Source organism: Arenibacter arenosicollis (genome assembly GCF_014397245.1).
Taxonomy (GTDB): Bacteria; Bacteroidota; Bacteroidia; order Flavobacteriales; family Flavobacteriaceae; genus Arenibacter; species Arenibacter arenosicollis.
The window spans coordinates 293733-318188 of sequence record NZ_JACLHY010000002.1 but is presented as its reverse complement, the minus strand read 5'-3'; the positions used below and the strand labels follow the sequence as shown (position 1 = coordinate 318188).

Below are 24456 nucleotides of genomic sequence, written 5' to 3'. Positions count from 1 at the left end.
TATTTAAAAATACAACTATGTCTGTAACAGCTCACGCACACGTAGAAGACCATTCAGATGATCACGGACATCATCACAAAGAAACCTTTGTGACGAAGTATATTTTTAGTCAAGATCATAAAATGATTTCCAAGCAGTATTTAATTACTGGACTTATCATGGGATTCATTGGTATTCTGATGTCTTTATTGTTCAGGATGCAATTGGCATGGCCAGGAGAATCTTTTGCGATTTTTGAATTTATATTGGGAAAATGGGCACCGGGAGGCGTAATGGATGCTGATGTTTATTTGGCATTGGTAACCATACATGGTACGATCATGGTATTCTTTGTTTTAACGGCAGGATTGAGTGGTACCTTTAGTAATTTGTTAATTCCGCTTCAAATAGGCGCACGGGATATGGCATCTGGATTTTTGAACATGGTTTCATACTGGTTGTTCTTTTTGTCCAGTGTAATTATGCTTACTTCCCTTTTTTTAGAGGCAGGACCTGCGGCTGCTGGATGGACGGTATATCCGCCGCTTAGTGCACTTCCAATGGCACAGCCTGGATCAGGGATGGGTATGACACTCTGGTTGGTAGCTATGGCAATATTTATAGCATCTTCCCTATTGGGTTCATTGAACTATATTGTTACCGTAATTAATCTTAGGACCAAGGGAATGTCCATGACAAGATTGCCTTTAACTATTTGGGCGTTTTTTGTTACCGCAATCATAGGTGTTATTTCGTTCCCTGTGTTATTATCAGCGGCATTACTTTTGATTATGGATAGAAGTTTTGGTACTTCTTTCTTCTTGTCCGATATTTTCATTCAAGGAGAGGTATTGCATTATCAAGGAGGATCACCTGTATTGTACGAACATTTGTTCTGGTTTTTGGGTCACCCTGAAGTCTATATTGTAATCTTACCAGCAATGGGTATGGTGTCCGAAATTATGGCTGTCAATTCCCGTAAGCCAATCTTTGGGTATAGGGCTATGATTGCTTCTATATTGGCAATTGCATTCTTGTCTACCATTGTTTGGGGTCACCATATGTTTATTTCCGGTATGAATCCTTTCTTAGGTTCCGTGTTTACATTTACAACCTTATTAATTGCAATTCCATCAGCAGTAAAGGCATTTAACTGGATTACTACCTTGTGGAAAGGTAATCTTCAGTTGAATCCTGGGATGTTGTTTTCCATAGGTATGGTTTCAACCTTTATTTCTGGGGGTTTAACTGGAATTATTCTTGGGGATAGTACCTTGGATATTAATGTTCATGACACTTATTTTGTTATTGCCCACTTCCACTTGGTGATGGGTATATCTGCACTTTACGGATTGTTTGCCGGTGTTTATCATTGGTTCCCTAAAATGTTCGGTAAAATGATGAGTAAGAACTTAGGGTATGTACACTTTTGGATAACGGCTGTTGGTTCATACGGCGTTTTCTTTCCAATGCATTTTGTTGGAATGGCGGGAGTACCGCGTAGGTATTATGAGAACACTGCATTTCCAATGTTCGATGACCTAACCGATATTCAGGTGCTAATGACAGTATTTGCGCTTATTACGGCTGGAGCACAATTGATATTTGCCTTCAATTTTGTTAGAAGTATTTTCTACGGAAGTAAAGCTGTTCAGAACCCTTGGAAATCAACTAGCTTGGAGTGGACTACACCGGTAGAACACATGCACGGCAACTGGCCTGGAGCAATTCCAGAAGTACACCGTTGGCCATATGATTATAGCAAAACCGATGATAACGGTGAATATATAATTCCAGGACAGGATTTTGTTCCTCAAACCTTACCATTATTTGAGGGTGAGGAGGAAATGCAGCATTAATGAATTGAAAGTAACAAAATATAAAAGTCCGTCTTTAAGATGGACTTTTTTTGTACCTTCCATTTACATATTCGGAAAATTGGGCTTTAAGCACCATTTTGGTTCATTAAGTTTTTTTATTGTTTTAATGTCTCAGGTTCTTAACGGTTTTTTAAGTATAGATTATTTATTTTAAATCATTTGTAGTGAAACATATATTATTATTTTTTATGTTAACGGTAAGCTGTGTAGTCTACTCTCAGCGGAAACCCAAAATCAAAGGCAATAAGAATGTTATAGAAGTTAGGGAGCCCTTACCTCCATTTAGCGCCATAGAGTTAAATGATGATCTTGATATCAACTTACAAGCAGCTTCTACAGAGGAATATATAATTGAAGCTGATGATAATCTAATAGATGTATTAAAGTTTAGGGTAGAGAATGAAACACTTGTTATTAGTTCCTACTATAAAATAACCTCCAAGAGAAGGCTCAATATTACGGTGAACTTTAGTCAATTATACCGTATTACTGCCAATGCAGGTAATATCGTTGTTAAGAATCGATTTTCAACCGATTTTCTAGAGGTGAATACTTTTGAGTCTGGCAGGGTGGAAATTGATGTTGATGCCGATGCAATGCAGATTACAATGAACGATAACAGTAAGGGCAATTTTAAGATAGACAGTGATACCTTGAATATTCGGATGGCTGAGAAATCGGATTTAAGACTGTTTGGGGTTATGGAAAGCACTGTTTTGTATATGCAACGAAATTCAAAAGCCGATTTGGAAGGATTTACTGATGTTTTTCAAGTGCATTTATTGGACAATTCCGACCTTAAAGCCAAAAGATTGGAAGCCAATACGGTTCAGGCAAATTTGGAAGGTAGCCCCTCGGCCGAAGTTTTGGCTAAGACTGGGGTTGATCTCAATTCCAAAGGATCGGCCAAGACCTATGTTTTTGGTGAGGGCAAAATTAATCTTCAAGAATTTCTGGATACCTCTGAGCTTTACCGGCGAAAGAACTAACGACTTATTGGGGCTGTTAAACAATGTTCCGGAATCCCAAAACCATCAACTAAAACTTCTATATGAGGTCTAAATTCGGTGCTTAGCCGTTCCACTCGTTGGCGTATAGCCTTTGATTTGGTTCCTCCCAAATAGCCTTGTTCCAGAAACCAAGAAGCGTCTTCCCTAATTTCGGTCAATGCAAAGAGACAACCTAATTTGAGAAAGAGTTCTTTGTTCTTTTTGTCATCTATGGTTTCGGTAAACCTTATAAAGGTATTATAGGCCAATTCACAGCTATAGGCCTTTCCCAATGCTAATAAATGGGTTTGAACTTTTAAGAATGCCTGATAGGATGGCACCCCTTTTTTAATGTAGTCCCTGATTCTCATGGCTACGGAATAGGTTAGTCTTCTAGTTCTGTAGTCAAAGGCATGTTTATGGAATTTTGGATTGTAAAGATGCTCTTTATCCACTTTGTTGGCGTACATTGGATTAATAGTAACCAATTTATCACTTATTTGGGTACCCAATAGTTTAAATACTCCGGCAAACCCTGCACTATTGAATTCTGAATTAAAATCGGACATGATCCCCTTGGCTGCCAGTTGTAAAAGCACTGTATTATCACCTTCAAACGTGGTAAATATATCCACATCTGCTTTTAAATCTGCAATTCTATTTTCCAACAGATATCCCTTTCCTCCACAAGCTTCCCTGCATTCTTGAATTGTTTCGTTTGCGAACCAGGTTATAATTGCCTTTAACCCGGCCACTTGGGTTTCTATTTTTCGTTTATCGGTAATAGACTCATCACTGTAGATTTTCATTAAAGAATCCAAGGTTACCTGATATACATAGGATTTGGCTATAGCCGGTGTAAGTCGAAGTTGGTGAGATGGGTAGTCCATGATCAAATCCTCTTGGACTTTCACATTGTCGTTGAATTGCCTTCTGTGGAGGGCGTATTTTACCGCAATGGCCAGGGACATTTTTGCGCCGCTCAAAGCTCCTTTGGCCACACAAATCCGACCTCCGACCAGGGTGCCCAGCATGGTAAAAAACCGCTTGTTCGGATTTTTTATTTCAGAATAATAACTACCGTCCTGCTTAATGTCACCGTATTTGTTTAAAAGGTTTTCACGGGGCACCTTAACTTGGTCAAACCAAATTTTGCCATTGTCTACGCCATTGAGACCTAGTTTATAGCCGTTATCCTCAATACGTACACCTGGCATTAAACGATGTTCATTATCCCTTATTGGTACTAAAATAGCATGTACACCATGGTTTTTGCCCTTGACGATCAATTGGGCGAACACCGTGGCCATTGTCCCGTGCAGGGCATTGCCAATATATTCCTTATTGTCATTCTTGCCAGGGGTATGAACGGTGATGTTATCCTGCTCCAAATTATACGTAGCTGTTGTTTTTACACCTCTTACATTAGATCCATGACCTGTTTCCGTCATGGCAAAACATCCAAGTAACTCGGCTTTTCCAATATCCGTTAAATATCGATCATGGTGTTTTTTTGTTCCCAACTTTTCTATACTTCCTCCAAAAAGTCCAAATTGGACCCCGAACTTTACGGTAAGGCTTCCATCTACGTACATGAGATTTTCAAAAATGTTGGCATACAAAATCATATTGTTTGTTCCTCCATAGGCCTCAAGATAGGCAATTGCACCATATCCGTCTTTGGCCAAACATTGTACTTGGGCTAATACTTTCTCCCTAAAAATGTCTTTATTCTTAATGATCTCCCATGAGAAAATGGGGTCCTTTAAATTGTCCCTAAATTCATCAATTTCATGGCCGAAATCGCCTTTAAATAATTGATCTATTTCTTTAGGGTCGTAAAAATCGGAAGTTTTTTCCTGTTCAACTTCCACTTCGAATAAATGATGATAATGATTTGGTTGTATACCGAGGTTTAATTCAATGGCCGACAAATCTTCGTTGAATAAATGGGCAGACCCATTTTGTGATATTAATTTCTTGCTAAAGGAAGTCAAGGGGTGGTTGTCCCCTTCTACCAATTTAATACCGGAATTGGAAATGGCACGCTGCCAGGATTTTATTTCTTCAGGCCTTGGAGGTTTAGCTGTATTGAGCCAATTGTTTAGGGTCTCCCTATCTTTTTCGGAAAGGTGTTGGTCGTCTTCTATTATTTTTTTTACAACTGCAATTTCCGAAACGGTCAATAGGTCATCAGACCAGATTACAAAAAAGAACGGTATATATTGTAGAATGCTGGGTGGATATGTGGTCTTTATCATACTATGAATTTACATTATTTTTTATTCAATTTTCTTATACCATAAAGGATTATGAAAAATTTGGGAATCGTTTTATAAGGTGGAAATACCCATATTCTTATATTTAGTTTCATTGAAGAACTATCCCAATTTCCATTATCTTTGTTGGAGTATGAATGAGAACCTAGATCCCACAGCCAATAATTTTTCGAATGAGGAGTTCGATATAGAAAGAGCCTTGCGCCCCATTTCCTTTGATGATTTTACGGGACAAGAGCAAGTGCTGGAAAATCTAAAGATATTTGTTCAGGCGGCCAATTTGAGAGGGGAAGCCCTAGATCACACCTTGTTCCATGGCCCTCCGGGCTTAGGAAAGACGACCTTGGCTCATATTCTGGCCAATGAATTGGGTGTAGGAATAAAAATGACTTCAGGGCCTGTATTGGATAAACCTGGGGATTTGGCAGGATTACTGACCAATTTGGATGAAAGGGATGTTTTGTTTATAGACGAGATCCATAGATTGAGTCCTATTGTGGAGGAATATTTGTATTCTGCCATGGAGGATTATAAGATAGATATAATGATTGAATCTGGTCCCAATGCCAGATCGGTACAGATTAATTTAAACCCTTTTACTTTGATAGGGGCAACAACTCGCTCTGGTTTGTTAACGGCTCCTATGAGGGCGCGTTTTGGAATTCAGAGCAGATTGCAATATTATACCACGGAACTGCTTTCAACTATAGTGGAACGAAGTGCCGAAATTTTAAAAACACCAATTACCCAACAGGCGGCCATTGAAATAGCCGGTAGAAGTAGGGGTACTCCTAGGATATGCAATGCCCTCTTAAGGCGCGTCCGCGATTTTGCCCAAATTAAAGGGAATGGAAAGATCGATATAGATATTTCGCAATTTGGTCTTAAGGCATTAAATGTGGATGCCCACGGATTGGATGAAATGGATAATAAAATTTTAACCACCATTATAGACAAGTTTAAAGGAGGACCTGTGGGGATAAGCACTTTGGCCACTGCCGTCTCTGAAAGTGCAGAAACCATAGAGGAGGTATATGAGCCTTTTTTAATACAACAGGGATTTATAATGCGCACTCCCAGAGGTAGGGAGGTAACGGAATTGGCCTATAGGCACCTTGGGAGAATTAAAGGAAATATCCAAGGCGGGCTATTTTAATTCATTTGAATCGGAAAAGTGATAGGCATCAACCGAAGGCATATTTAGTTAAGGGGAAGGCTCTTAGCTGTCCGATTTGCATGGAAATCCTATTTTACCCTTTAAAAGCCCAATTGAATATAAAAATGGTATCGTTTTATAAGCTGAACCCGATCACCAAAGCAGCAAATTGTTATGTTTGTGCCGATTGCAGTCATGATAATTAATTTATGGAAAAGCTTTAAGGCTTCCATAGAAAATGAGGAAGCACAATTGGCCAAGTAATTGCCCTTTTAATTTCTGACTTGGCTTTTGGGGTGCCAATCCATTCTTGGATTTAGGAATTTTTTTCGCAAAAGTTAAAATCGAGTTAACCGCCAATCTCCACTATTTAATCAAAACTGAAGCCACACGTCTTTGTTTCTTGTCGTTTTTATTAACCAGCCTATGCGGAAGTTTTATAGGAATATTAATTGTCGACCTTTGCCCAGCTCTAACTTTATACCTTTATTTTTAGGGAATTGTAGGTGTTAAATTTTTGTATTTCGACTTACATTTCGTAATTTAGAAGATGTTTCCCCTCATTTAACTTACTGAGTGTTAGTGTAAAAAGTTCATCTTTGAGCTTTTATAGAGTACAATGAATTCTATGTATTCCCCTCAATTTTTTAATCTTTTAATAAAATGTTATGGAAGTAAATGAAAAAATATCCATGCAAGTGGATGAAGAGAAACTACATGTATTATTGGGAAAGATGGTTACCGAAATGGGTGCAGCAGCAATAGGACCGTTGATTATTCTAGGAGACCGATTGGGGCTCTACAAAGCCCTTGAAGATTTCGGGCCAACAGGCTCAAAACAATTGGCTGATGCCACGGGGACCTCGGAAAGGTACGTAAGGGAATGGTTGGCTGCCCAAGCGGCATCGGGATATATTGAGTACCATCCCGAAAAAGAACAATTTTCAATGACCAAGGAGCAGGCAATGGTATTTAGCGATCCGAACAGTCCAGTATTAATGACTGGGGCTTATTATGCCATTTCCTCAATGTATCATGATGAGGAAATCATGGAAAAAGCATTTAAATCGGGAAAAGGTGTTTCTTGGGGGGATCATCACAGTTGTCTCTTCTGTGGTACAGAGAAGTTTTTCAGGCCATCTTACAAAACTAACCTTGTTTCAAATTGGCTTCCCGCTTTGGATGGAGTTGTCGATAAATTGAAAAAGGGAGGCAAGGTCGCAGACATAGGTTGTGGTCATGGAGCTTCTACCATAATCATGGCCGAAGCCTTCCCGAATTCCGAGTTCATAGGATATGATTTTCATGAAGGATCTGTCAACCATGCGGCCGCGGATGCAAAGAAAGCCGGACTCAAAAATATTACTTTTAAAGTGGGCAATGCTAAAAACTTTCCTGGAAAGGACTATGATCTCGTTGCTTTTTTTGATTGCCTTCACGATATGGGTGATCCGGTTGGGGCCTGTAAGCATACCGTAAAGGCGTTAAAACCTGATGGTACTTGTCTTATTGTAGAACCATATGCCAACGATAGCCTGCTCGAGAACATGAATCCTGTTGGAAGGGCATTCTATTCGTTTTCGACCATGTTGTGTACCCCAAGTTCCTTGAGCCAGGAGGTAGGTCTTGCACTCGGGGCACAAGCGGGTGAAAAAAAATTAAAACAGGTAGCTATAGACGGAGGATTTGCCAGATTTAGAAGGGCAACCGAAACACCATTTAATTTGATACTTGAGGCACGTCCCTAAAAAGGGTAATGTGGCCATATTTTAAATTTTGTGGAGTATCTTTGTGTAATTAATTAATGGACCGGAGCGAGGAGCTCCGGTTTTTATTTTGTTTTAGTCAACAATATATGCGGACATAATACATGGCCATATTGGCTATAATGAACAACATGATAATCGGGGTTGTCGTGCATTGGATTAAAAAAAATATAAATGCACAATGTTCGAGATTAATCGAAAGGCGCGAAAAGACAATAATTGTCGTGCTCCCGTTTTGTTACCGGCCATCATTACGGGCAGCACGGACAACGTCCTTCTATCCTTGATTTGCAGTCAATAAATATCATAGTCCTTGCCATAGTTGGAATTAGAATTGCTAAGATGGCGAGGTCAAGGATGGTGCACAAGTGGCAATGTCTTAAAAATTGCAGTCTATCGTATTTGGTGAAACGGAAAGCGTACCTTAGCGTGAATCAGAAAATAGGTTTAAGTGCCAATGGTTCCCAAAGCAAACCAAACAGAACTTATCAAAACCGAAGCCAAACGCCTCGGTTTTTTGTCATGCGGTATCTCCAAGGCAGAATTTTTGGAAGAGGAAGCTCCTAGGTTGGAAAATTGGCTCAATAAGAACATGAACGGGGAAATGGGCTATATGGAAAATCATTTCGATAAGCGTTTGGACCCTACAAAATTGGTGGAGGGGTCTAAATCCGTAATTTCCCTTCTCCTTAATTATTTTCCAGAAGCAACTCAAAATGAGGCCACCTATAAACTTTCCAAATATGCCTACGGTCAGGATTACCATCATATTATTAAATCCAAATTAAAGGAGCTTCAAGAATTTATTACCCAAGAGATAGGAGAGGTTAATGGCAGGGCTTTTGTAGATTCGGCTCCCGTGTTGGACAAGGCGTGGGCTGCAAAGAGCGGATTGGGCTGGATCGGGAAACACAGTAATCTATTGACCCAGCAAGTGGGATCATTTTATTTTATTGCAGAACTAATATTGGATTTGGAGCTGGAATACGATCATAGGACAACGGATCATTGTGGTAGCTGCACTGCCTGTATAGATGCCTGTCCCACCCAAGCTATCGTAGAGCCTTATGTTGTGGACGGCAGTAAATGCATATCTTATCTTACTATAGAATTAAAGAATGAAATCCCTACGGATTTCAAGGGGAAAATGGACGATTGGATGTTTGGTTGTGATGTGTGTCAGGATGTATGTCCGTGGAATCGCTTCTCCAAACCCCATCGCGAACCTTTGTTCGATCCCCATCCCGAATTACTTTCTATGACCAAAAAGGATTGGGAGGAAATCACGGAAGATGTATTTAAGAAGGTGTTCCAAAAATCGGCCGTAAAAAGGACCAAATTTTCTGGACTTAAAAGAAATATTGAATTTCTGAAGTAGGGTGGAAGTCCTGTTTTTTTGAAAATTATTGATTCTATAGCAGCCTAATCCGTATTACGGCTGGACGTTAGGGTAGGTCAGCCAAAAAGGATTGGTAAGAAATTAGGGAGAAATAAAACTACTGGAGATTACCTTTATTAATCCTATTATTTTAAAGAATACTGTTAACTTTGTTTTTCTAAATAACACTATATGAGCAAGCAAAAGACCAGAAGGGAAGCTTTAGTATATCATGCCAAGCCTCAGCCCGGTAAAATAAAAATAGTGCCTACCAAACCTTATGCAACGCAAAGGGATTTAGGCCTTGCTTATTCTCCAGGAGTTGCAGAGCCCTGTCTGGAAATTGCCAAGAACAAGGATAACGTATATAAGTATACGGCCAAGGGAAATATAGTGGCGGTAATTTCCAATGGAACTGCCGTACTTGGATTGGGGAATATTGGCCCTGAGGCTTCCAAACCCGTGATGGAGGGGAAATGTCTGTTGTTCAAGATTTTCGCGGACATTGATGGTATTGATATTGAACTGGATACTACCGATGTTGAAAAATTCATTGAAACTGTAAAGATAATTGCGCCTACTTTTGGGGGTATTAATCTGGAAGACATAAAAGCTCCTGAAGCCTTTGAAATAGAAAGACGATTAAAAGAGGAATTGGATATTCCGGTAATGCATGACGATCAGCATGGAACAGCTATAATATCGGCCGCAGCCCTTTTGAACGCTCTAGTGCTTACCAAGAAAAAAATAAGTAAAGTCCGTATTGTGGTTAGCGGGGCAGGTGCTGCTGCAGTTTCATGCACACGGCTTTACAAGGCGTTTGGGGCAAGCGATAAAAATATAGTAATGTTGGATAGTAAAGGGGTGATCCGCAGTGATCGTGAAAGTCTATCCGCAGAAAAATTGGAGTTCGCCACGGATAGGAAAATTGATACCTTGGAAGAGGCTATGAAAGATGCCGATGTTTTTATTGGTCTTTCTGTGAAGGATATCGTTTCTGCAGAAATGTTATTGTCAATGGCTAAAGATCCCATTGTGTTTGCTATGGCCAATCCCGATCCGGAAATTGATTATAATCTGGCCATAAAAACCAGAAAGGATATAATTATGGCCACAGGCAGATCTGACCATCCTAATCAGGTAAACAATGTTTTAGGATTTCCATTTATTTTTAGGGGAGCCTTGGATGTTAGGGCCACCAAAATTAACGAAGCTATGAAAATGGCGGCCGTTAAGGCTTTGGCGGATCTTACCAAGGAACCCGTTCCGGAGCAGGTGAATATTGCATACGGACAAACCAGGTTAACCTTCGGGCGGGAATACATAATCCCTAAGCCTTTTGATCCAAGGTTAATTTCTGAAATTCCTCCGGCGGTGGCAAAAGCGGCTATGGAAAGTGGAGTGGCGAAAATGCCAATTGATGATTGGGACAAATACAAAGAGGAGCTACTGCAGCGTTCTGGCAACGATAATAAGATAGTGCGTTTGTTGCACGACCGTGCCCGAATGAACCCAAAGAAAATTGTTTATGCCGAGGCCGATCATTTGGATGTCCTCAAAGCGGCTCAAATTGCCCATGAAGAAGGAATTGCAACGCCAATTTTATTGGGAAATAAAGTGGTAATTGCTGAATTGATGAAGGAACTCGAATTCGATGCCGATATTCTTGTTGTTGATACTCATGCCGATGAAGCCAATGATAAAAGAAATCATTATGCCGCTAAGTATTTTGAAAACAGACAGCGAAGTGGGGTTAGTCTGTTCGGAGCCAGAGCAAAAATGAAGGAACGCAACTATTTTGCGGCAATGATGGTCTTGGAAGGAGATGCGGACGGAATGATTTCTGGATATTCCCGGGCATACCCAACTGTGGTTAAGCCGGTGTTTGAGGTAATAGGAAGAGCGTCCAACGTTAAAAAAGTGTCTACCGTAAATATTATGATTACAGAAAGGGGGCCGTTATTTTTGGCGGACACCTCCATCAATATAGATCCCAATGCGGAGGAAATTGCAGAAATTGCAAAAATGACGGCAAATGTGGCCACCACCTTTGGTTTTAGCCCTGTTATGGCCTTGTTGTCCTATGCCAATTTTGGATCTTCTACCCATCCTAGAGCTACAAAAGTTAGGGAAGCGGTGAAAATTTTGCACGCTTCAAATCCCGAGTTGGTGGTAGACGGTGAGTTACAGATCGATTTTGCACTGAATAAAGACCTGCACCAAGGGAAATTCCCTTTTTCCAAATTATCGGGCAAAAAAGTAAATACCTTAATTTTTCCAAATCTGGAATCGGCAAACATTACCTATAAGTTGTTGAAAGAATTGAACCAAGCAGATTCCATAGGTCCAATAATGGTAGGTTTAAGACGGTCCGTGCACATCCTTCAATTGGGGGCCAGTGTGGACGAGATGGTCAATATGACCGCTGTTGCCGTTATAGATGCCCAAGAAAGGGAGAAAAGGAAAATTGCAAAAACTCGAAAGTAGAATAATTGAATGTATCTCAATTTTCAAGAAGTTCCGAAAACTGAACCCTGAAACCAGAAATAGATAATGATTACCCATTTAAAAGGAAAACTTGTTGAAAAAAATCCTACCCATATTGTAATCGAGTGTGCAGGTGTTGGATATTTTGTAAATATTTCGTTGCACACATTTTCTAAAATTGGGGATATGGAAAATATACAGCTGTATACCCATCTTCAAGTAAAAGAGGATTCCCATACCTTGTTCGGTTTTTCGGAGAAGTCCGAGCGTGAGATATTTAGATTGTTGTTGTCCGTTTCTGGAATAGGCTCTAGCACCGCCAGAACTATGTTGTCTTCCTTGTCTCCTGGCCAAATAAGGGATGCCATTGCCACAGGTGATGTGCCAACTATTCAAGGGATAAAGGGTATTGGAGCCAAAACGGCACAGCGAGTAATTTTGGACCTTAAAGACAAGGTTTTAAAAGTCTACGATATTGATGAACTTTCCGCCCCGTCAAACAATACAAATAAAGATGAAGCGTTATCTGCATTAGAGGTTCTTGGATTTGTTCGCAAACAAGCTGAAAAAGTTGTGGACAAGGTAGTTCGCCAAGACCCTGGACTAAGCGTAGAGGACATTATAAAATTTGCGCTTAAAAATTTATAACAAGTTTGAAAAAAGGGGCAAAAATTTATCTTAAATCATTATTTAAGCTTACTATCCTATTCTTTGTTTTCGTGGGTGCAACGGAATATTCCTTTGCACAGGAAACAGAGGCTGACGATACTAACGAGCAGGAAATAGACACGCTTCAAACCGGTGTTGCCTTGGGGAAATTGAAAATGGAAAACCCTGACAGCATTGTTTCAAAATATACTTATGATGCCAACTTGGACAGATATATTTATACTGTAAGTGTTGGCGATTTTGATATTAGCTATCCCGTTATCCTTACGCCGGCCCAATACCTGGAGCTCGTACGCCGTGAAGGCATGAAATCTTATTTCAAGGAAAAAATTGATGCCTTTTCTGGTAAAAAGGAGGGTAGTGAAGCCGCTAGAAAAAATTTGTTGCCCAACTTTTATGTAAACAATAGCTTTTTTGAAAGTGTTTTCGGTGGCAATACGATCGAGGTAATTCCTCAAGGTTCTGTGGCAATGGATCTAGGTGTTATCTGGCAAAAGAATGATAATCCTTCCCTGTCCCCTAGAAACCGTACCAATCTTTCTTTTGATTTTGATCAACGTATAAGCCTAAGTATGTTAGGTAAAATTGGGGAACGACTTCAGGTTACAGCTAACTACGATACCGAGGCAACCTTCGATTTCCAGAATTTGGTAAAATTGGACTATACGCCATCGGAGGATGATATACTTCAAAAAATAGAAGTCGGTAATGTTAGTATGCCCCTTAACAGTTCCTTGATTACAGGAGCACAGAGTTTATTTGGGGTGAAAACGGAATTGCAATTTGGCAAGACCAGGGTTACAGCAGTTTTTTCGGAACAGAGGTCACAGAGCAATACAGTAGTAGCGCAAGGCGGGGGTACGGTGAACGATTTTGAACTCAGGGCCCAGGATTATGATGAGGACAAACACTTTTTTCTAGCACATTACTTTAGGGATAATTATGATGCAGCCCTTGTAAATTATCCATATATAAGGAGTCAGGTCCAAATTACCAGATTGGAGGTTTGGGTGACCAACAGAAGTCAGCAAACTTTAAATGTTAGAAATGTTGTGGCCATCCAGGATTTGGGGGAGGTGCAACCGGGTAAAACAAGAATTGGACAAAACAACGGGGATCCTGCCGGATTCTTTAATAATTCTGCTGCTGGTAATTTGCCCAGAAACGGGGCCAATGATTACGATCCTTTGTTAATAAGCTCAGGAGGAGCCCTAACAAAGAATATTCGCGATATAGCCACTGTTCAGACCGGTTTTAATGTGCCGGGATATACTGTAAATCAAGGATTTGATTATGCTATTTTGGAAAATGCCAGAAAACTGGAACAAGGACGCGATTTTACCTTTAATACCCAATTGGGATATATTTCCTTAAACCAGAGATTAAGTAATGATGAGGTTTTAGGGGTTGCATTTCAATATACATTTAACGGTGAGGTCTATCAGGTGGGAGAGTTCGCCAATGGTGGCTTGGATGCCACAACGGTATCGCCAGGTGCTGAAATTCCGGTAAACAATAATACCTTAATACTTAAATTGCTTAAAAGCAATATTACCAATGTTGTAGATCCTATCTGGGATCTGATGATGAAGAATATTTATTCCACTGGGGCTTATCAATTAAGTCAGGAGGATTTTAAGTTAAATATTTTATATACAGAAACCACTCCTCGAAATTATATTACCCCTGCTGAATCCGGAGTTGGTTCTGGTTGGCCCACAACACCGAAGCCTTTGGAGGAAAGGATACTGTTGGATGTGTTTAATCTGGATAGGTTAAATGCCTACAACGATCTTCAAAATGGTGGGGATGGTTTTTTTGATTATGTGGAAGGTATTACGATAGACTCGCAAACAGGAAGTATAATATTTACAAAGGTGGAGCCATTTGGGGAATACTTGTTTAATCTCCTGGGGGGCGGTACCTATGATGTGGATAATGATCAAGGGTATAATGCCAATCAAAAAAAGTACGTCTTTAGGAATATGTACGCACTTCCTACGGCGGCGGCACAACAGGACGCTGATAAAAACAAATTTATTCTAAAAGGTACCTATAAGTCGCAGGGAACCAATGGTATTCCTATAGGGGCCTTTAATGTGCCAAGAGGATCTGTAAGGGTTACCGCCGGTGGTCGACAGCTGCAGGAAGGCATAGACTACACAGTAAACTATCAATCCGGTACAGTTCAAATATTGGATCCAAGTTTGGAGGCTTCCAACACTCCCATCAATATTTCTGTTGAAAATAATGCTGTTTTTGGACAGCAAACACGGCGTTTTACTGGTGTGAATGTAGAACATCAATTCAATAAGAATTTTGTGTTGGGTGGTACTTTGTTGAATCTGAACGAGAAACCTTTGACCCAGAAGTCCAATTATGGAATAGAACCGGTGAACAATACGATATTTGGATTGAATAGTAATTTCTCTACCGAAGTTCCTTTTCTGACCAGATTAGCCAATAAATTACCAAACATAGATACTGATGTTCCTTCCAATTTATCGGTAAGGGGCGAAGTTGCCTTTTTAAGTCCTGGCTCACCTAAAAATGCAGATTTTGAGGGGGAAACCACTACCTATTTGGACGACTTTGAGGGTGCACAATCGCTAATTGATATCCGATCCTTCCTTGGATGGTCCATGGCCAGTCCGCCTTTGGAATACATGACGGGTGGCAATGGCTTGGAATCTGGCTATGGAAGGGCTAAAATGGCTTGGTATACCGTGGATCCCATTTTTTATTCCAATCAGCGGCCATCTGCACTGAGTGATGATGATATATCCACTAACGAAACTAGAAGAATCTATATACAGGATGTTTTTAACCAGGATGTAGCTCAAGGCCAGACCTTGGCACAAAACACCTTGGATATTGCATACTATCCAAATTCTAAGGGGCCCTACAATGCAAACCCTAATTTTACAGCGGAACAGCCGCAGGATAAATGGGCGGGGATAATGAGGTCTTTAAGTAGTACCAATTTTGAGCAGTCCAACGTGGAATATGTTCAGTTTTGGGTATTGGATCCCTATGTGGATGGCATAGCAACAAGTTCAGGTGATTTGGTGATTAACCTGGGAAATATATCAGAGGATATCCTGCCCGATGGAAGAAAGCAGTATGAAAACGGTTTACCAGTAAATCCAGTTTCCAATGATCTTACCTATAAAACAAATTGGGGAAAGGTTCCAGCAACCCAGTCCCTTGTATATGCTTTTGATGCCGATCAGAACAACAGAGGGTTGCAGGATATTGGTTTTGACGGTTTAAGTGACGCCGATGAGGCTACCTATACTTTTGAGGGAGGAATAACCTATAATGGTCCTGCGGAGGATCCTGCATTGGATAATTATGAGTATTTCCTGAACAGGGAGGGGAGTATTTTGGAACGATATTTAAATTATAATAATCCTGATGGTAACTCTCCAGTGCAATTGAGCGATTCAAATAGAGGGTCCACAACCTTGCCCGATGTAGAGGATATAGATAGGGATGGAACCATGAATACGGTAAACAGTTATTTTGAATATCGTATAAATATTAAGCCAGGAACCACTATTAATGATAAGTATGTAACGGACATAAAAGAAGGGGTTACCAGATCTTTGCCCAATGGTAATACCTTGAACGAGCGTTGGATTCAGTATAAGATACCTTTAACGGATTTTACGGATGCCAAAGGTGGTATAACCGATTTTAGATCTATAAGCTTTATGAGGATGTACCTTACGGGGTTTTCCAGTAATGTGGTATTGCGTTTTGCTACTTTGGATCTGGTACGTGGAGATTGGCGTACTTATACCAAATCTTTACAACCAGAAGTGGACGGCGACCCAACGGACGATGGTACTTTGGTGGATGTGAACGCTGTTAATATTGAAGAAAATGCGAACAGAACTCCAATTCCATATGTATTGCCTCCAGGAGTGCAGCGTGAAAGACTGAACAATAACAATACCATTATTAGACAGAATGAGCAGTCATTGTCGTTTGTGGTCGAGAATTTGGAACCTCGTGATTCCAGAGGGGTATTTAAAAATTTGAATATTGATGTTAGGCAGTATAAACGTTTAAAAATGTTTATGCATGCGGAAGAGATTGTAGAAACCGATTATGCCAACGATGAGACTCCTTTGGTAGGCTTTATAAGAATTGGTTCGGATTTTTCCCAAAATTTTTATCAGATAGAGTTGCCCTTGCAGTTAACACCTTACGGTACAAGTTCGGACAGCGAAATTTGGCCAGATGTTAATGAATTGGATCTTTCATTGGACGATTTGTCCAAGGTGAAATCTGCCGGAATCGCAGCCCAGACCCTAAACACAATTAATTATTACGAAATAAATAATGGGGAAGTGGTTCAAGTAAATGAATTTGATCCCAGAACCCTTGGCAAATTGCGTATCGGTATTCGTGGAAACCCTTCTTTGGGTAGTATTCGAAGTATGATGGTTGGGGTGAAGAACGATGACAACCTTCCAGCAAGGGGAGAGGTCTGGTTTAATGAATTGCGACTTTCAGGTTTGGATAATAACGGGGGTTGGGCAGCGATTGCGGCAATGGATATGAACATGGCAGATTTTGCAAGTGTATCCGCAACAGGTAGTAAAAGTACTTCCGGATTCGGTGCTATTGATCAAATGCCAAATGAAAGGGCACGTGAAGATGCCATCTCCTATGATGTGGTCACCAACGTGAATATTGGTCAATTGTTTCCAAAAAAATGGGGTATACAACTGCCATTTAATTACGGTATTTCCGAACAGGTGATAACTCCGGAATTCGACCCTGTCTATGATGATCTTAAATTGGAAGATCGTATTGCTGCTGCGGAAACACCTGAAGATGCCGAGGCAATTAGGCAGCAGGGAGAAGATTATACCAAGAGAACCAGTATCAATTTTATTGGGGTCGGCAAGGATAGAGGGGAAGAAGCTGAAGCAAACTTCTACGATATAGAAAACTTCACCTTCAATTATTCCTATAATGAGGTTAGCCATAGGGATTTTGAGATAGATGAACTAAAGGATCAAAATGTGGTAACCGGATTTGTGTACAACCATAATTTTAGACCTGCTCCAGTGGAGCCTTTTGCGAAGAAAGATTCTTTGTTTACTGGTAAGTATTGGAAATGGCTGAAAGATTTAAATTTGAATGTTTTGCCTGCCAGTATTTCGTTGCAATCCAATATAAACCGCTCTTTTAACCAACAAAAGTTCAGGGATGTTTTTGAGCCTGGGGTGGAAAAATTGGATTTGCCATTTCTGCAGCAAAGAAATTATCTTTTTAATTGGCAGTATGCTATCAATTATAGCCTAACAAAATCCTTGCGGTTAAACCTTACGGCATCCAATAATAATATAATTAGGAACTATTTTGAGGAAGATGGAAATTCGGACTCGGAAATTAACCAGGCTTTGGGACTATGGGACGGATTTTTTGATTTGGGAGAACCCAATAGACATTCCCAAGAGATGCAATTGAATTACGAATTGCCATTGAACAAAATTCCCGCTTTCAGTTTTATAAATGCCCAATATACCTATACCAGTAATTTTGATTGGCAAAGGGGAGGGGATGCTTTGAACGAAGTGGCCGGAGAGGATATCAATACGGTACAGAATGCCAGTACACATAATTTAACGGCCTCCTTGACCATGCAGAAATTCTATGATTTTCTAGGATTGGGCAGAAAGGATACCAAAAGTGCCGCTAAGAAACCGGTTCGTTTGGACAAAGGTGGCAACGCAGCATCAAAAGAAAATAGTAAAGAGACTCAAAAGTCGACTAGTGCCGGGTATAATGCCTTTGTGGATGTGTTGACAATGGTGAAACGGGTAAATGTAACTTATAGTCAAAATAATGGTAAGGTATTACCCGGTTATACTAGGTCGGTCGGTTTTATAGGTACCGCAAAGCCAACCATAGGATTTGTTTTTGGTAGTCAGGCCGATGTTAGGTTTGAGGCGGCAAAGAATGGATGGTTGACCACTTTTCCTGAGTTTAACCAGCAGTATATAGAAAATACCAATAAACAGTTGAATATAACCGCCACAGCCCAACCAACGCGGGATTTAACCATTGATCTTGTAGCGGATAGGCAATCTTCCGAGAGTTATCAGGAGACCTTTAATGTGGAGGATATGGGCAATAGTGCATTTGAATATGTGAATTTACTGGGGAATAACTATGGCAACTTTAGTATTTCGACTTTAATGATTGGCACGGTCTTCAGTCAAGGTGATGAATTTAATTCAGATAATTTTGAAACCTTCAAACAAAATCGGATAACGGTAGCCAATAGAATTGTGTCGGAAAGGAACCATGATACCGGTGAGGTAGATGCTGATGGTTTTCCGGAAAGATATGGTAAGACAAGTCAGGACGTTTTGTTACCGGCCTTTTTTGCTGCATATACAGGGAAGGATCCAAATAAGGTAAGTTTGGATGCTTTTAGGGACATTCCAATTCCTAACTGGAATATTAAATATACAGGGTTAATGCGTAATCCTTGGTTCAAGAAAAAATTCAAGCGTTTTTCAATAAGCCACGGATATAGGTCGGCCTACAGTATAAATTCTTTTCAGACCAATTTGGCGCGTACCCAATTGATCAATGAGGGAATGGAACCCATAAACCCGGAAACCCAGGATTTCTTGCCAGTGAACATTATGAACAATGTTGTGTTAACTGATCAGTTTAATCCGCTGGTGAAGGTCGATTTCGAAATGCAAAATTCGCTTAGTATACTTGCGGAGATTCGAACGGATAGGGCATTGTCCTTGAGTTTTGATAACAATTTAATGACAGAGATCAATGGGAAGGAATATACGGTTGGACTTGGTTATCGTTTCAAGGATGTGAAATTTGTAACTAATATTGGAGGGGAGAAGCAACGCTTAAAGGGTGATTTAAATCTTAAGGCTGACGTAACCCTAAGAGACAATATTACCATTATTCGAAACTTGGATATTGATAACAATCAAATTACTTCAGGACAAAATTTGGTGTCCGTTAAATTTGTGGCAGATTATGCCTTGAGCAAAAGTTTAAATGCACTGTTCTTTTACGATCATTCGTTTTCCAAATTTGCTGTTTCAACGGCATTTCCACAAACTTCCATAAATACAGGTTTTACCTTAAGGTATAATTTCGGGAACTAATCTTGCCCAGAAAAGAAAAGGTACTTGAAAGGATGATACTTTTAAGTATGTGAAAAAGTTTAAATGAGTTTTTTGATTAACAAGAGATATTCTTTTACATTTGCTTCCTTAACAAATTGAGATAATGAATATACCTTCAGATTTAAAGTACACAAAAGACCATGAATGGGTCAGAATAGAGGGCGATACCGCTATAGTGGGAATTACAGACTTTGCCCAAGGCGAACTAGGGGATATTGTTTATGTAGAAGTAGAGACTTTGGATGAAACCTTGGATAAGGATGAGGTTTTTGGAACCGTTGAGGCCGTGAAAACAGTTTCAGATCTTTTTCTTCCTTTAAGTGGGGAAATAGAAGCTTTTAATGAGGCGCTAGAGGATGAGCCAGAAAAGGTGAATACAGACCCTTACGGTGCAGGTTGGATCATTAAAATTAAAATAAATGATTCGTCCGAAATAGAGAGTTTGCTTAGTGATGCGGCTTACAAAGAACTCGTGGGTGCTTAAAAAATATTTTTTTACTATAGTATTTATAAGCTGGGTGGTGTTCATTACACTGCTCAGCTTATTTTCTTTTGAAGAAGAAAGTATTCCTTCAATAGCTATTCCCCATTTCGACAAACTGGTGCATTTTACTTTTTATTTTGGGTTTACCGTTTTAGGATGTTTGTCTTTTAGGGAAATAGATCGTAGGAGTATTCCCTTGGGAAAAGCCTTGGTAAAAATAATTATATACGCTGTAGTTTATGGTATAGTTATTGAGGTATTGCAAGGTGTAGCTACGATTGATAGAGATCCCGATTTGTTGGATGTTTTGGCGAATAGCTCTGGGGCCTTATTTGGAAGTTTTGCAGTAAAGTACATGTTCTCTGGAAAAACTTCTTTAAAGTGGTTGAAATAATATTTTTTTGAGTAATTTGGGAAGTATTTCAAATTAAGGGGTGTAACTTTCTGGTTCTTAGTCAAATGTAATTGAAGATGTGTGGAATCCACATTGTGGCCTTGATCGGCGCCTGTAGTAACAAATGAAAGTGATGTTTGGAACCCAATGCACTGTTTAAATTTATTTGTATTTTTTTTAACAAAAAGTTTTAAACAGATAAAATAAATATATAAATTAGCGAACATTAAAAATTAAGAATTATGGAACTTAAAAAGAATCCTAAGGCAGATTTAACAAGAAATAGCGGACTTTATTTCGTTATTGGTCTTGTGCTGGTTATGCTGTTGACGTACATAGCTTTTGAATGGAAGACCTATGACGATGATAACAATTTTGATTATACCATGAATGTGGAGGATACTTTGGACGAAGAAGTTCCAATGACCGAGCAAATTAAGACACCGCCGCCACCACCGCCACCAGCTGCTCCCGAGATTATCGAGGTTGTTGAGGATGAGGAGGAAGTTGAAGAAACTGTAATCGAATCTACTGAAACTAGCCAGGAGGAAGAAGTGATAGAAGTTGCTGATGTTGAAGTTGAAGAGATTGAGGAAGATGTGGATGTTCCTTTCGCGGTTATCGAGGATGTTCCAATTTTTCCAGGTTGTGAAAACGAGCCAAAAAGTAAGTTAAGGGATTGTTTTAACTCAATGATGCAAAAGCACATAGGTAAAAACTTCCGTTACCCAGAAATTGCCCAGGAAATGGGAGTTCAAGGAAGGGTTAACGTAATGTTCGTTATCCAAAAGGATGGAAGTATCGGGAACGTAAGGATGAGAGGTCCTGATAAAAACTTGGAGGAAGAGGCTGCAAGGATTATTGGTAAATTGCCTAAGATGACCCCAGGAAAGCAAAGAGGTAGAGCTGTTCGTGTTCCATTTAGTATTCCAATTACCTTTAAATTACAATAATAAGATAGGAATCATCACTATATTTAAAATCCCGGGCCTTGGCTCGGGATTTTTTTATTCCCTATAATTTATGGCCAATTATGTCAAAGAATGGAAATTATAAATTCTTTGACGATATATTATTATTTGGAATTAATGCTGCTTTGACCGTTAATTAAGATAAACATGTTTATTTGGTTGCAAAAAATTCCAATGAGGTGTATCTTTGCGATCCCTTTAAAAAATGTAAATGAAAACGGCGGTCAGTTCAGTAAAAAGTACCTCTTTAGCGGTATATTTTTCTGATTTTAAAGAAATTACCAAAGCAAGGCTAGCAGTCAGTGTAGTTTTTTCTTCCATAGCAGGGTATTTTCTTGGTGCTATTGAAATTAATTTTTTATCGGTTCTTCTTTTGGCGTTTGGCGGATATTGTATGGTGGGTGCTTCCAATGCCTATAATCAAATTATAGAAAAAGACTTGGATGCGTTAATGAGTCGTACCAAGAACAGACCTATACCGGCAGGGAGAATGTCTGTTAACACGGCTATGACCATTGCAGTGCTGATGACAATTTTGGGAATAGTGGCTTTGTATTTCCTGAATCCCAAGACGGCCATGTTCGGAGCGATCTCCATCTTTTTGTACACCAGTGTATATACGCCATTAAAAACTATAACTCCCTTAGCTGTCTTTGTTGGGGCTTTTCCAGGTGCCATTCCCTTTATGTTGGGGTGGGTAGCGGCTACAGATAATTTTGGGATAGAACCAGGGACATTGTTTATGATACAGTTCTTTTGGCAGTTTCCACATTTCTGGGCTTTGGGTTGGATGTTGGATGAGGACTATAAAAAAGGAGGTTTTAAAATGCTTCCCACTGGTAAAAAGGATAAGGGTACCGCATTGCAGATAATTATGTATACCATATGGATGATAATCATTTCAGTGATTCCGGTATTTGGTTTTACAGGAAGATTGCAATTATCCCTTGTTGCTGCGGTAATCGTCTTTTTAATGGGATTGGTTATGTTATTCTTCGCTTTTAGATTATATGAAAAAAGGGATAATGTTTCCGCAAGGAAATTAATGTTGGCTAGTGTAAGTTATATCACCTTGATGCAGGTGGTATACGTAATGGATAAATTTATTTAATAAGGATGGACTTAACTCAAGGTACAGGAAAAGAAAAGAACGATAGGGCGAAAAAGATGATGCTCTGGTTCGGAATTGTTAGCTTACTTATGGGGTTTGCAGGTTGGACCAGTGCCTATATAGTTAGTAGTTCTAGGGAAGATTGGATCAAGGATTTGGCTTTGCCATCTTCGTTTTTGGTTAGCACTATTGTTATAATTATAAGTAGTATAACTTATATTATGGCCAAAAAAGCCATCAAGCAAGATAAGGTTAAGCAGTGTACCAATTGGTTGTTGTTGACTTTGGGCTTGGGTATTGCATTTGTAGTACTTCAATTTAATGGATTTTCCCAGATGGTGGCCAATGGGTACTATTTTACCGGTCCTACAAGTAATATTAAAATGTCTTACGTTTTCTTAATAGCTGCTGTGCATATTGTGCATGTAGTTGCCGGGATTATTTCTCTTTTGGTAGTTATTGCCAATCACTTGCGAAATAAGTATTCTTCCAAGGAAATGCTTGGCTTGGAACTTGGAGCTACATTTTGGCATTTTTTGGATATTCTTTGGGTTTATTTAATTCTGTTCATGTATTTCGTAAGCTAAATAAGGCCTATTTCTTTGGTTATTAGAAGGTAATACCGGCATGCTTATTTAGAATGGGTTTTTTTTGCCATTTTTAAAAGGCAAAAATTTTGTTTAGCCGAAAAAAATGTAAATTTGTGAAAATTTTATTAACGCTATAATTGTTATATGGATTCTACGGTTACTACGGGTACAGAAGAAAATGTCTGGGGTGGGGGAAATCAACCTCTAGGCGCTAGTTACGGAAAGTTAATGATGTGGTTTTTTCTTGTCTCCGATGCTTTGACGTTTTCTGGCTTTCTTGCTGCATACGGTTTTTCGAGATTTAAGTTTATAGAAACTTGGCCAATTGCCGATGAGGTGTTTACACACGTTCCGTTTTTTCATGGGAATTATCCTATGTATTACGTGGCATTCATGACCTTTATTTTGATTATGTCCTCGGTGACCATGGTATTGGCTGTTGATGCCGGACATAAATTACAAAAGACAAAGGTGATCTGGTTCATGTTCCTTACTATAATTGGGGGAGCTATATTCGTAGGTTCACAAGCATGGGAATGGGCTACCTTTATAAAGGGTGATTTTGGTGCTTTGGAAACCAAAGGTGGTAGAATCTTGCAATTTGTTAATGCAGATTCAGGAGAACGTCTGGCTTTACGCGATTTTGCGGAAACAATTCCAGATGAGAGGGTAGATCATGAAAAGAAAAACGGAGTTTGGTACTACGAAGGCCAGGGCTTACCAAGTTATTCCTTAAACGAAGTAGCTGAAGGGGTGAAGTCCAATCCGAATGTCCTTATTCGTACCGAATTAATAAATGAAGATGGTCACAAAACTGTTTTGACAAGGGATGAAACCTTGAAAAAACTAAATGATGCTGTTCTTGTAGTGGAAGGGGCCAATCTGGTGCGCAATGAGTACGGCAGTAGGTTGTTCGCCGATTTCTTTTTCTTTATCACTGGATTTCACGGTTTTCACGTTTTTTCCGGTGTTATAATCAACTGTATTATCTTTTTTAATGTTATTCTTGGTACTTATGAGCGAAGGGGACATTATGAAATGGTGGAAAAAGTTGGATTGTACTGGCACTTTGTAGATTTGGTATGGGTATTTGTATTTACCTTCTTCTACTTGGTATAGTTTATTGGGATTTATTA

General features: G+C 39.5%; 15 protein-coding genes. 14 read left to right on the top strand and 1 reads right to left on the bottom strand.

All coding sequences use genetic code 11. The features are described from left to right. Positions 1–17 precede the first annotated feature (17 nt). Positions 18–1838 carry a cytochrome c oxidase subunit I gene (locus tag H4O18_RS04400; protein WP_187581890.1) on the top strand — a complete coding sequence of 607 codons (1821 nt, stop codon included), beginning with the start codon at positions 18–20 and terminating at the stop codon, positions 1836–1838. 185 nt (positions 1839–2023) lie between these two features. After that, positions 2024–2848 carry a GIN domain-containing protein gene (locus H4O18_RS04395; RefSeq protein ID WP_187581889.1) on the top strand — a complete coding sequence of 275 codons (825 nt, stop codon included), beginning with the start codon at positions 2024–2026 and terminating at the stop codon, positions 2846–2848. On the opposite strand, the gene H4O18_RS04390 is transcribed toward H4O18_RS04395, so the two are convergent. Further along, positions 2845–5109, bottom strand: a complete 2265-nt coding sequence (locus tag H4O18_RS04390) for an acyl-CoA dehydrogenase family protein (RefSeq protein WP_187581888.1) — start codon at positions 5107–5109, stop codon at positions 2845–2847. The genes H4O18_RS04395 and H4O18_RS04390 overlap by 4 nt on opposite strands. Positions 5110–5260: 151 nt before the next feature. Here H4O18_RS04390 and ruvB point away from each other — a divergent pair, with 151 nt between their 5' ends. The 12 genes from ruvB (at position 5261) to H4O18_RS04330 (ending at position 24439) form a co-directional block, all read left to right on the top strand. Then, entirely contained in the window at positions 5261–6283 is a 1023-nt protein-coding gene (ruvB, locus tag H4O18_RS04385; RefSeq protein ID WP_187581887.1) for a Holliday junction branch migration DNA helicase RuvB, read from the top strand. A gap of 668 nt (positions 6284–6951) precedes the next feature. Beyond that, a complete protein-coding gene (locus tag H4O18_RS04380) occupies positions 6952–8031 on the top strand; it encodes a class I SAM-dependent methyltransferase (protein WP_246473977.1) in 1080 nt (359 codons plus the stop codon). Between the two features lie 475 nt (positions 8032–8506). Beyond that, positions 8507–9427, top strand: a complete 921-nt coding sequence (gene queG / locus H4O18_RS04375; RefSeq protein ID WP_187581886.1) for a tRNA epoxyqueuosine(34) reductase QueG — start codon at positions 8507–8509, stop codon at positions 9425–9427. A gap of 192 nt (positions 9428–9619) precedes the next feature. Beyond that, positions 9620–11914 carry an NADP-dependent malic enzyme gene (locus H4O18_RS04370; RefSeq protein WP_187581885.1) on the top strand — a complete coding sequence of 765 codons (2295 nt, stop codon included), beginning with the start codon at positions 9620–9622 and terminating at the stop codon, positions 11912–11914. 66 nt (positions 11915–11980) lie between these two features. Beyond that, on the top strand, positions 11981–12562 hold the full coding sequence (gene ruvA, locus H4O18_RS04365) for a Holliday junction branch migration protein RuvA (RefSeq protein ID WP_187581884.1): 582 nt from the start codon (positions 11981–11983) through the stop codon (positions 12560–12562). A gap of 5 nt (positions 12563–12567) precedes the next feature. Continuing rightward, positions 12568–19749, top strand: coding sequence for a T9SS outer membrane translocon Sov/SprA (sov, locus tag H4O18_RS04360; RefSeq protein WP_187581883.1), 7182 nt, complete (start codon positions 12568–12570; stop codon positions 19747–19749). A gap of 124 nt (positions 19750–19873) precedes the next feature. Further along, entirely contained in the window at positions 19874–20254 is a 381-nt protein-coding gene (gcvH, locus tag H4O18_RS04355; RefSeq protein ID WP_187581882.1) for a glycine cleavage system protein GcvH, read from the top strand. After that, on the top strand, positions 20247–20648 hold the full coding sequence (locus tag H4O18_RS04350; RefSeq protein WP_187581881.1) for a VanZ family protein: 402 nt from the start codon (positions 20247–20249) through the stop codon (positions 20646–20648). The genes gcvH and H4O18_RS04350 overlap by 8 nt, the downstream gene beginning before the upstream one ends. 242 nt (positions 20649–20890) lie before the next feature. After that, complete coding sequence (locus H4O18_RS04345) at positions 20891–21601, top strand: energy transducer TonB (RefSeq protein ID WP_103443202.1); 711 nt, start codon at positions 20891–20893, stop codon at positions 21599–21601. A 229-nt stretch (positions 21602–21830) separates the two neighbouring features. Next, a complete protein-coding gene (cyoE, locus tag H4O18_RS04340) occupies positions 21831–22730 on the top strand; it encodes a heme o synthase (RefSeq protein WP_187581880.1) in 900 nt (299 codons plus the stop codon). A gap of 5 nt (positions 22731–22735) precedes the next feature. Further along, the gene (locus tag H4O18_RS04335) at positions 22736–23317 is read left to right on the top strand and encodes a cytochrome c oxidase subunit 3 (protein ID WP_187581879.1); all 582 of its coding nucleotides are present in this window, start codon (positions 22736–22738) and stop codon (positions 23315–23317) included. A 147-nt stretch (positions 23318–23464) separates the two neighbouring features. Beyond that, entirely contained in the window at positions 23465–24439 is a 975-nt protein-coding gene (locus H4O18_RS04330; protein WP_187581878.1) for a cytochrome c oxidase subunit 3, read from the top strand. Positions 24440–24456 lie beyond the last annotated feature (17 nt).

Bases quoted from the DNA above. Each gene is read 5' to 3' on its own strand.
- H4O18_RS04370 (WP_187581885.1), top strand. From the start codon at position 9,620: ATGAGCAAGCAAAAGACCAGAAGGGAAGCTTTAGTATATCATGCCAAG.
- gcvH (WP_187581882.1), top strand. From the start codon at position 19,874: ATGAATATACCTTCAGATTTAAAGTACACAAAAGACCATGAATGGGTC.
- H4O18_RS04380 (WP_246473977.1), top strand. From the start codon at position 6,952: ATGGAAGTAAATGAAAAAATATCCATGCAAGTGGATGAAGAGAAACTA.
- cyoE (WP_187581880.1), top strand. From the start codon at position 21,831: ATGAAAACGGCGGTCAGTTCAGTAAAAAGTACCTCTTTAGCGGTATAT.
- queG (WP_187581886.1), top strand. From the start codon at position 8,507: ATGGTTCCCAAAGCAAACCAAACAGAACTTATCAAAACCGAAGCCAAA.
- ruvA (WP_187581884.1), top strand. From the start codon at position 11,981: ATGATTACCCATTTAAAAGGAAAACTTGTTGAAAAAAATCCTACCCAT.
- H4O18_RS04400 (WP_187581890.1), top strand. From the start codon at position 18: ATGTCTGTAACAGCTCACGCACACGTAGAAGACCATTCAGATGATCAC.
- H4O18_RS04330 (WP_187581878.1), top strand. From the start codon at position 23,465: ATGGATTCTACGGTTACTACGGGTACAGAAGAAAATGTCTGGGGTGGG.
- H4O18_RS04390 (WP_187581888.1), bottom strand. From the start codon at position 5,109: ATGATAAAGACCACATATCCACCCAGCATTCTACAATATATACCGTTC.
- ruvB (WP_187581887.1), top strand. From the start codon at position 5,261: ATGAATGAGAACCTAGATCCCACAGCCAATAATTTTTCGAATGAGGAG.
- H4O18_RS04345 (WP_103443202.1), top strand. From the start codon at position 20,891: ATGGAACTTAAAAAGAATCCTAAGGCAGATTTAACAAGAAATAGCGGA.
- H4O18_RS04335 (WP_187581879.1), top strand. From the start codon at position 22,736: ATGGACTTAACTCAAGGTACAGGAAAAGAAAAGAACGATAGGGCGAAA.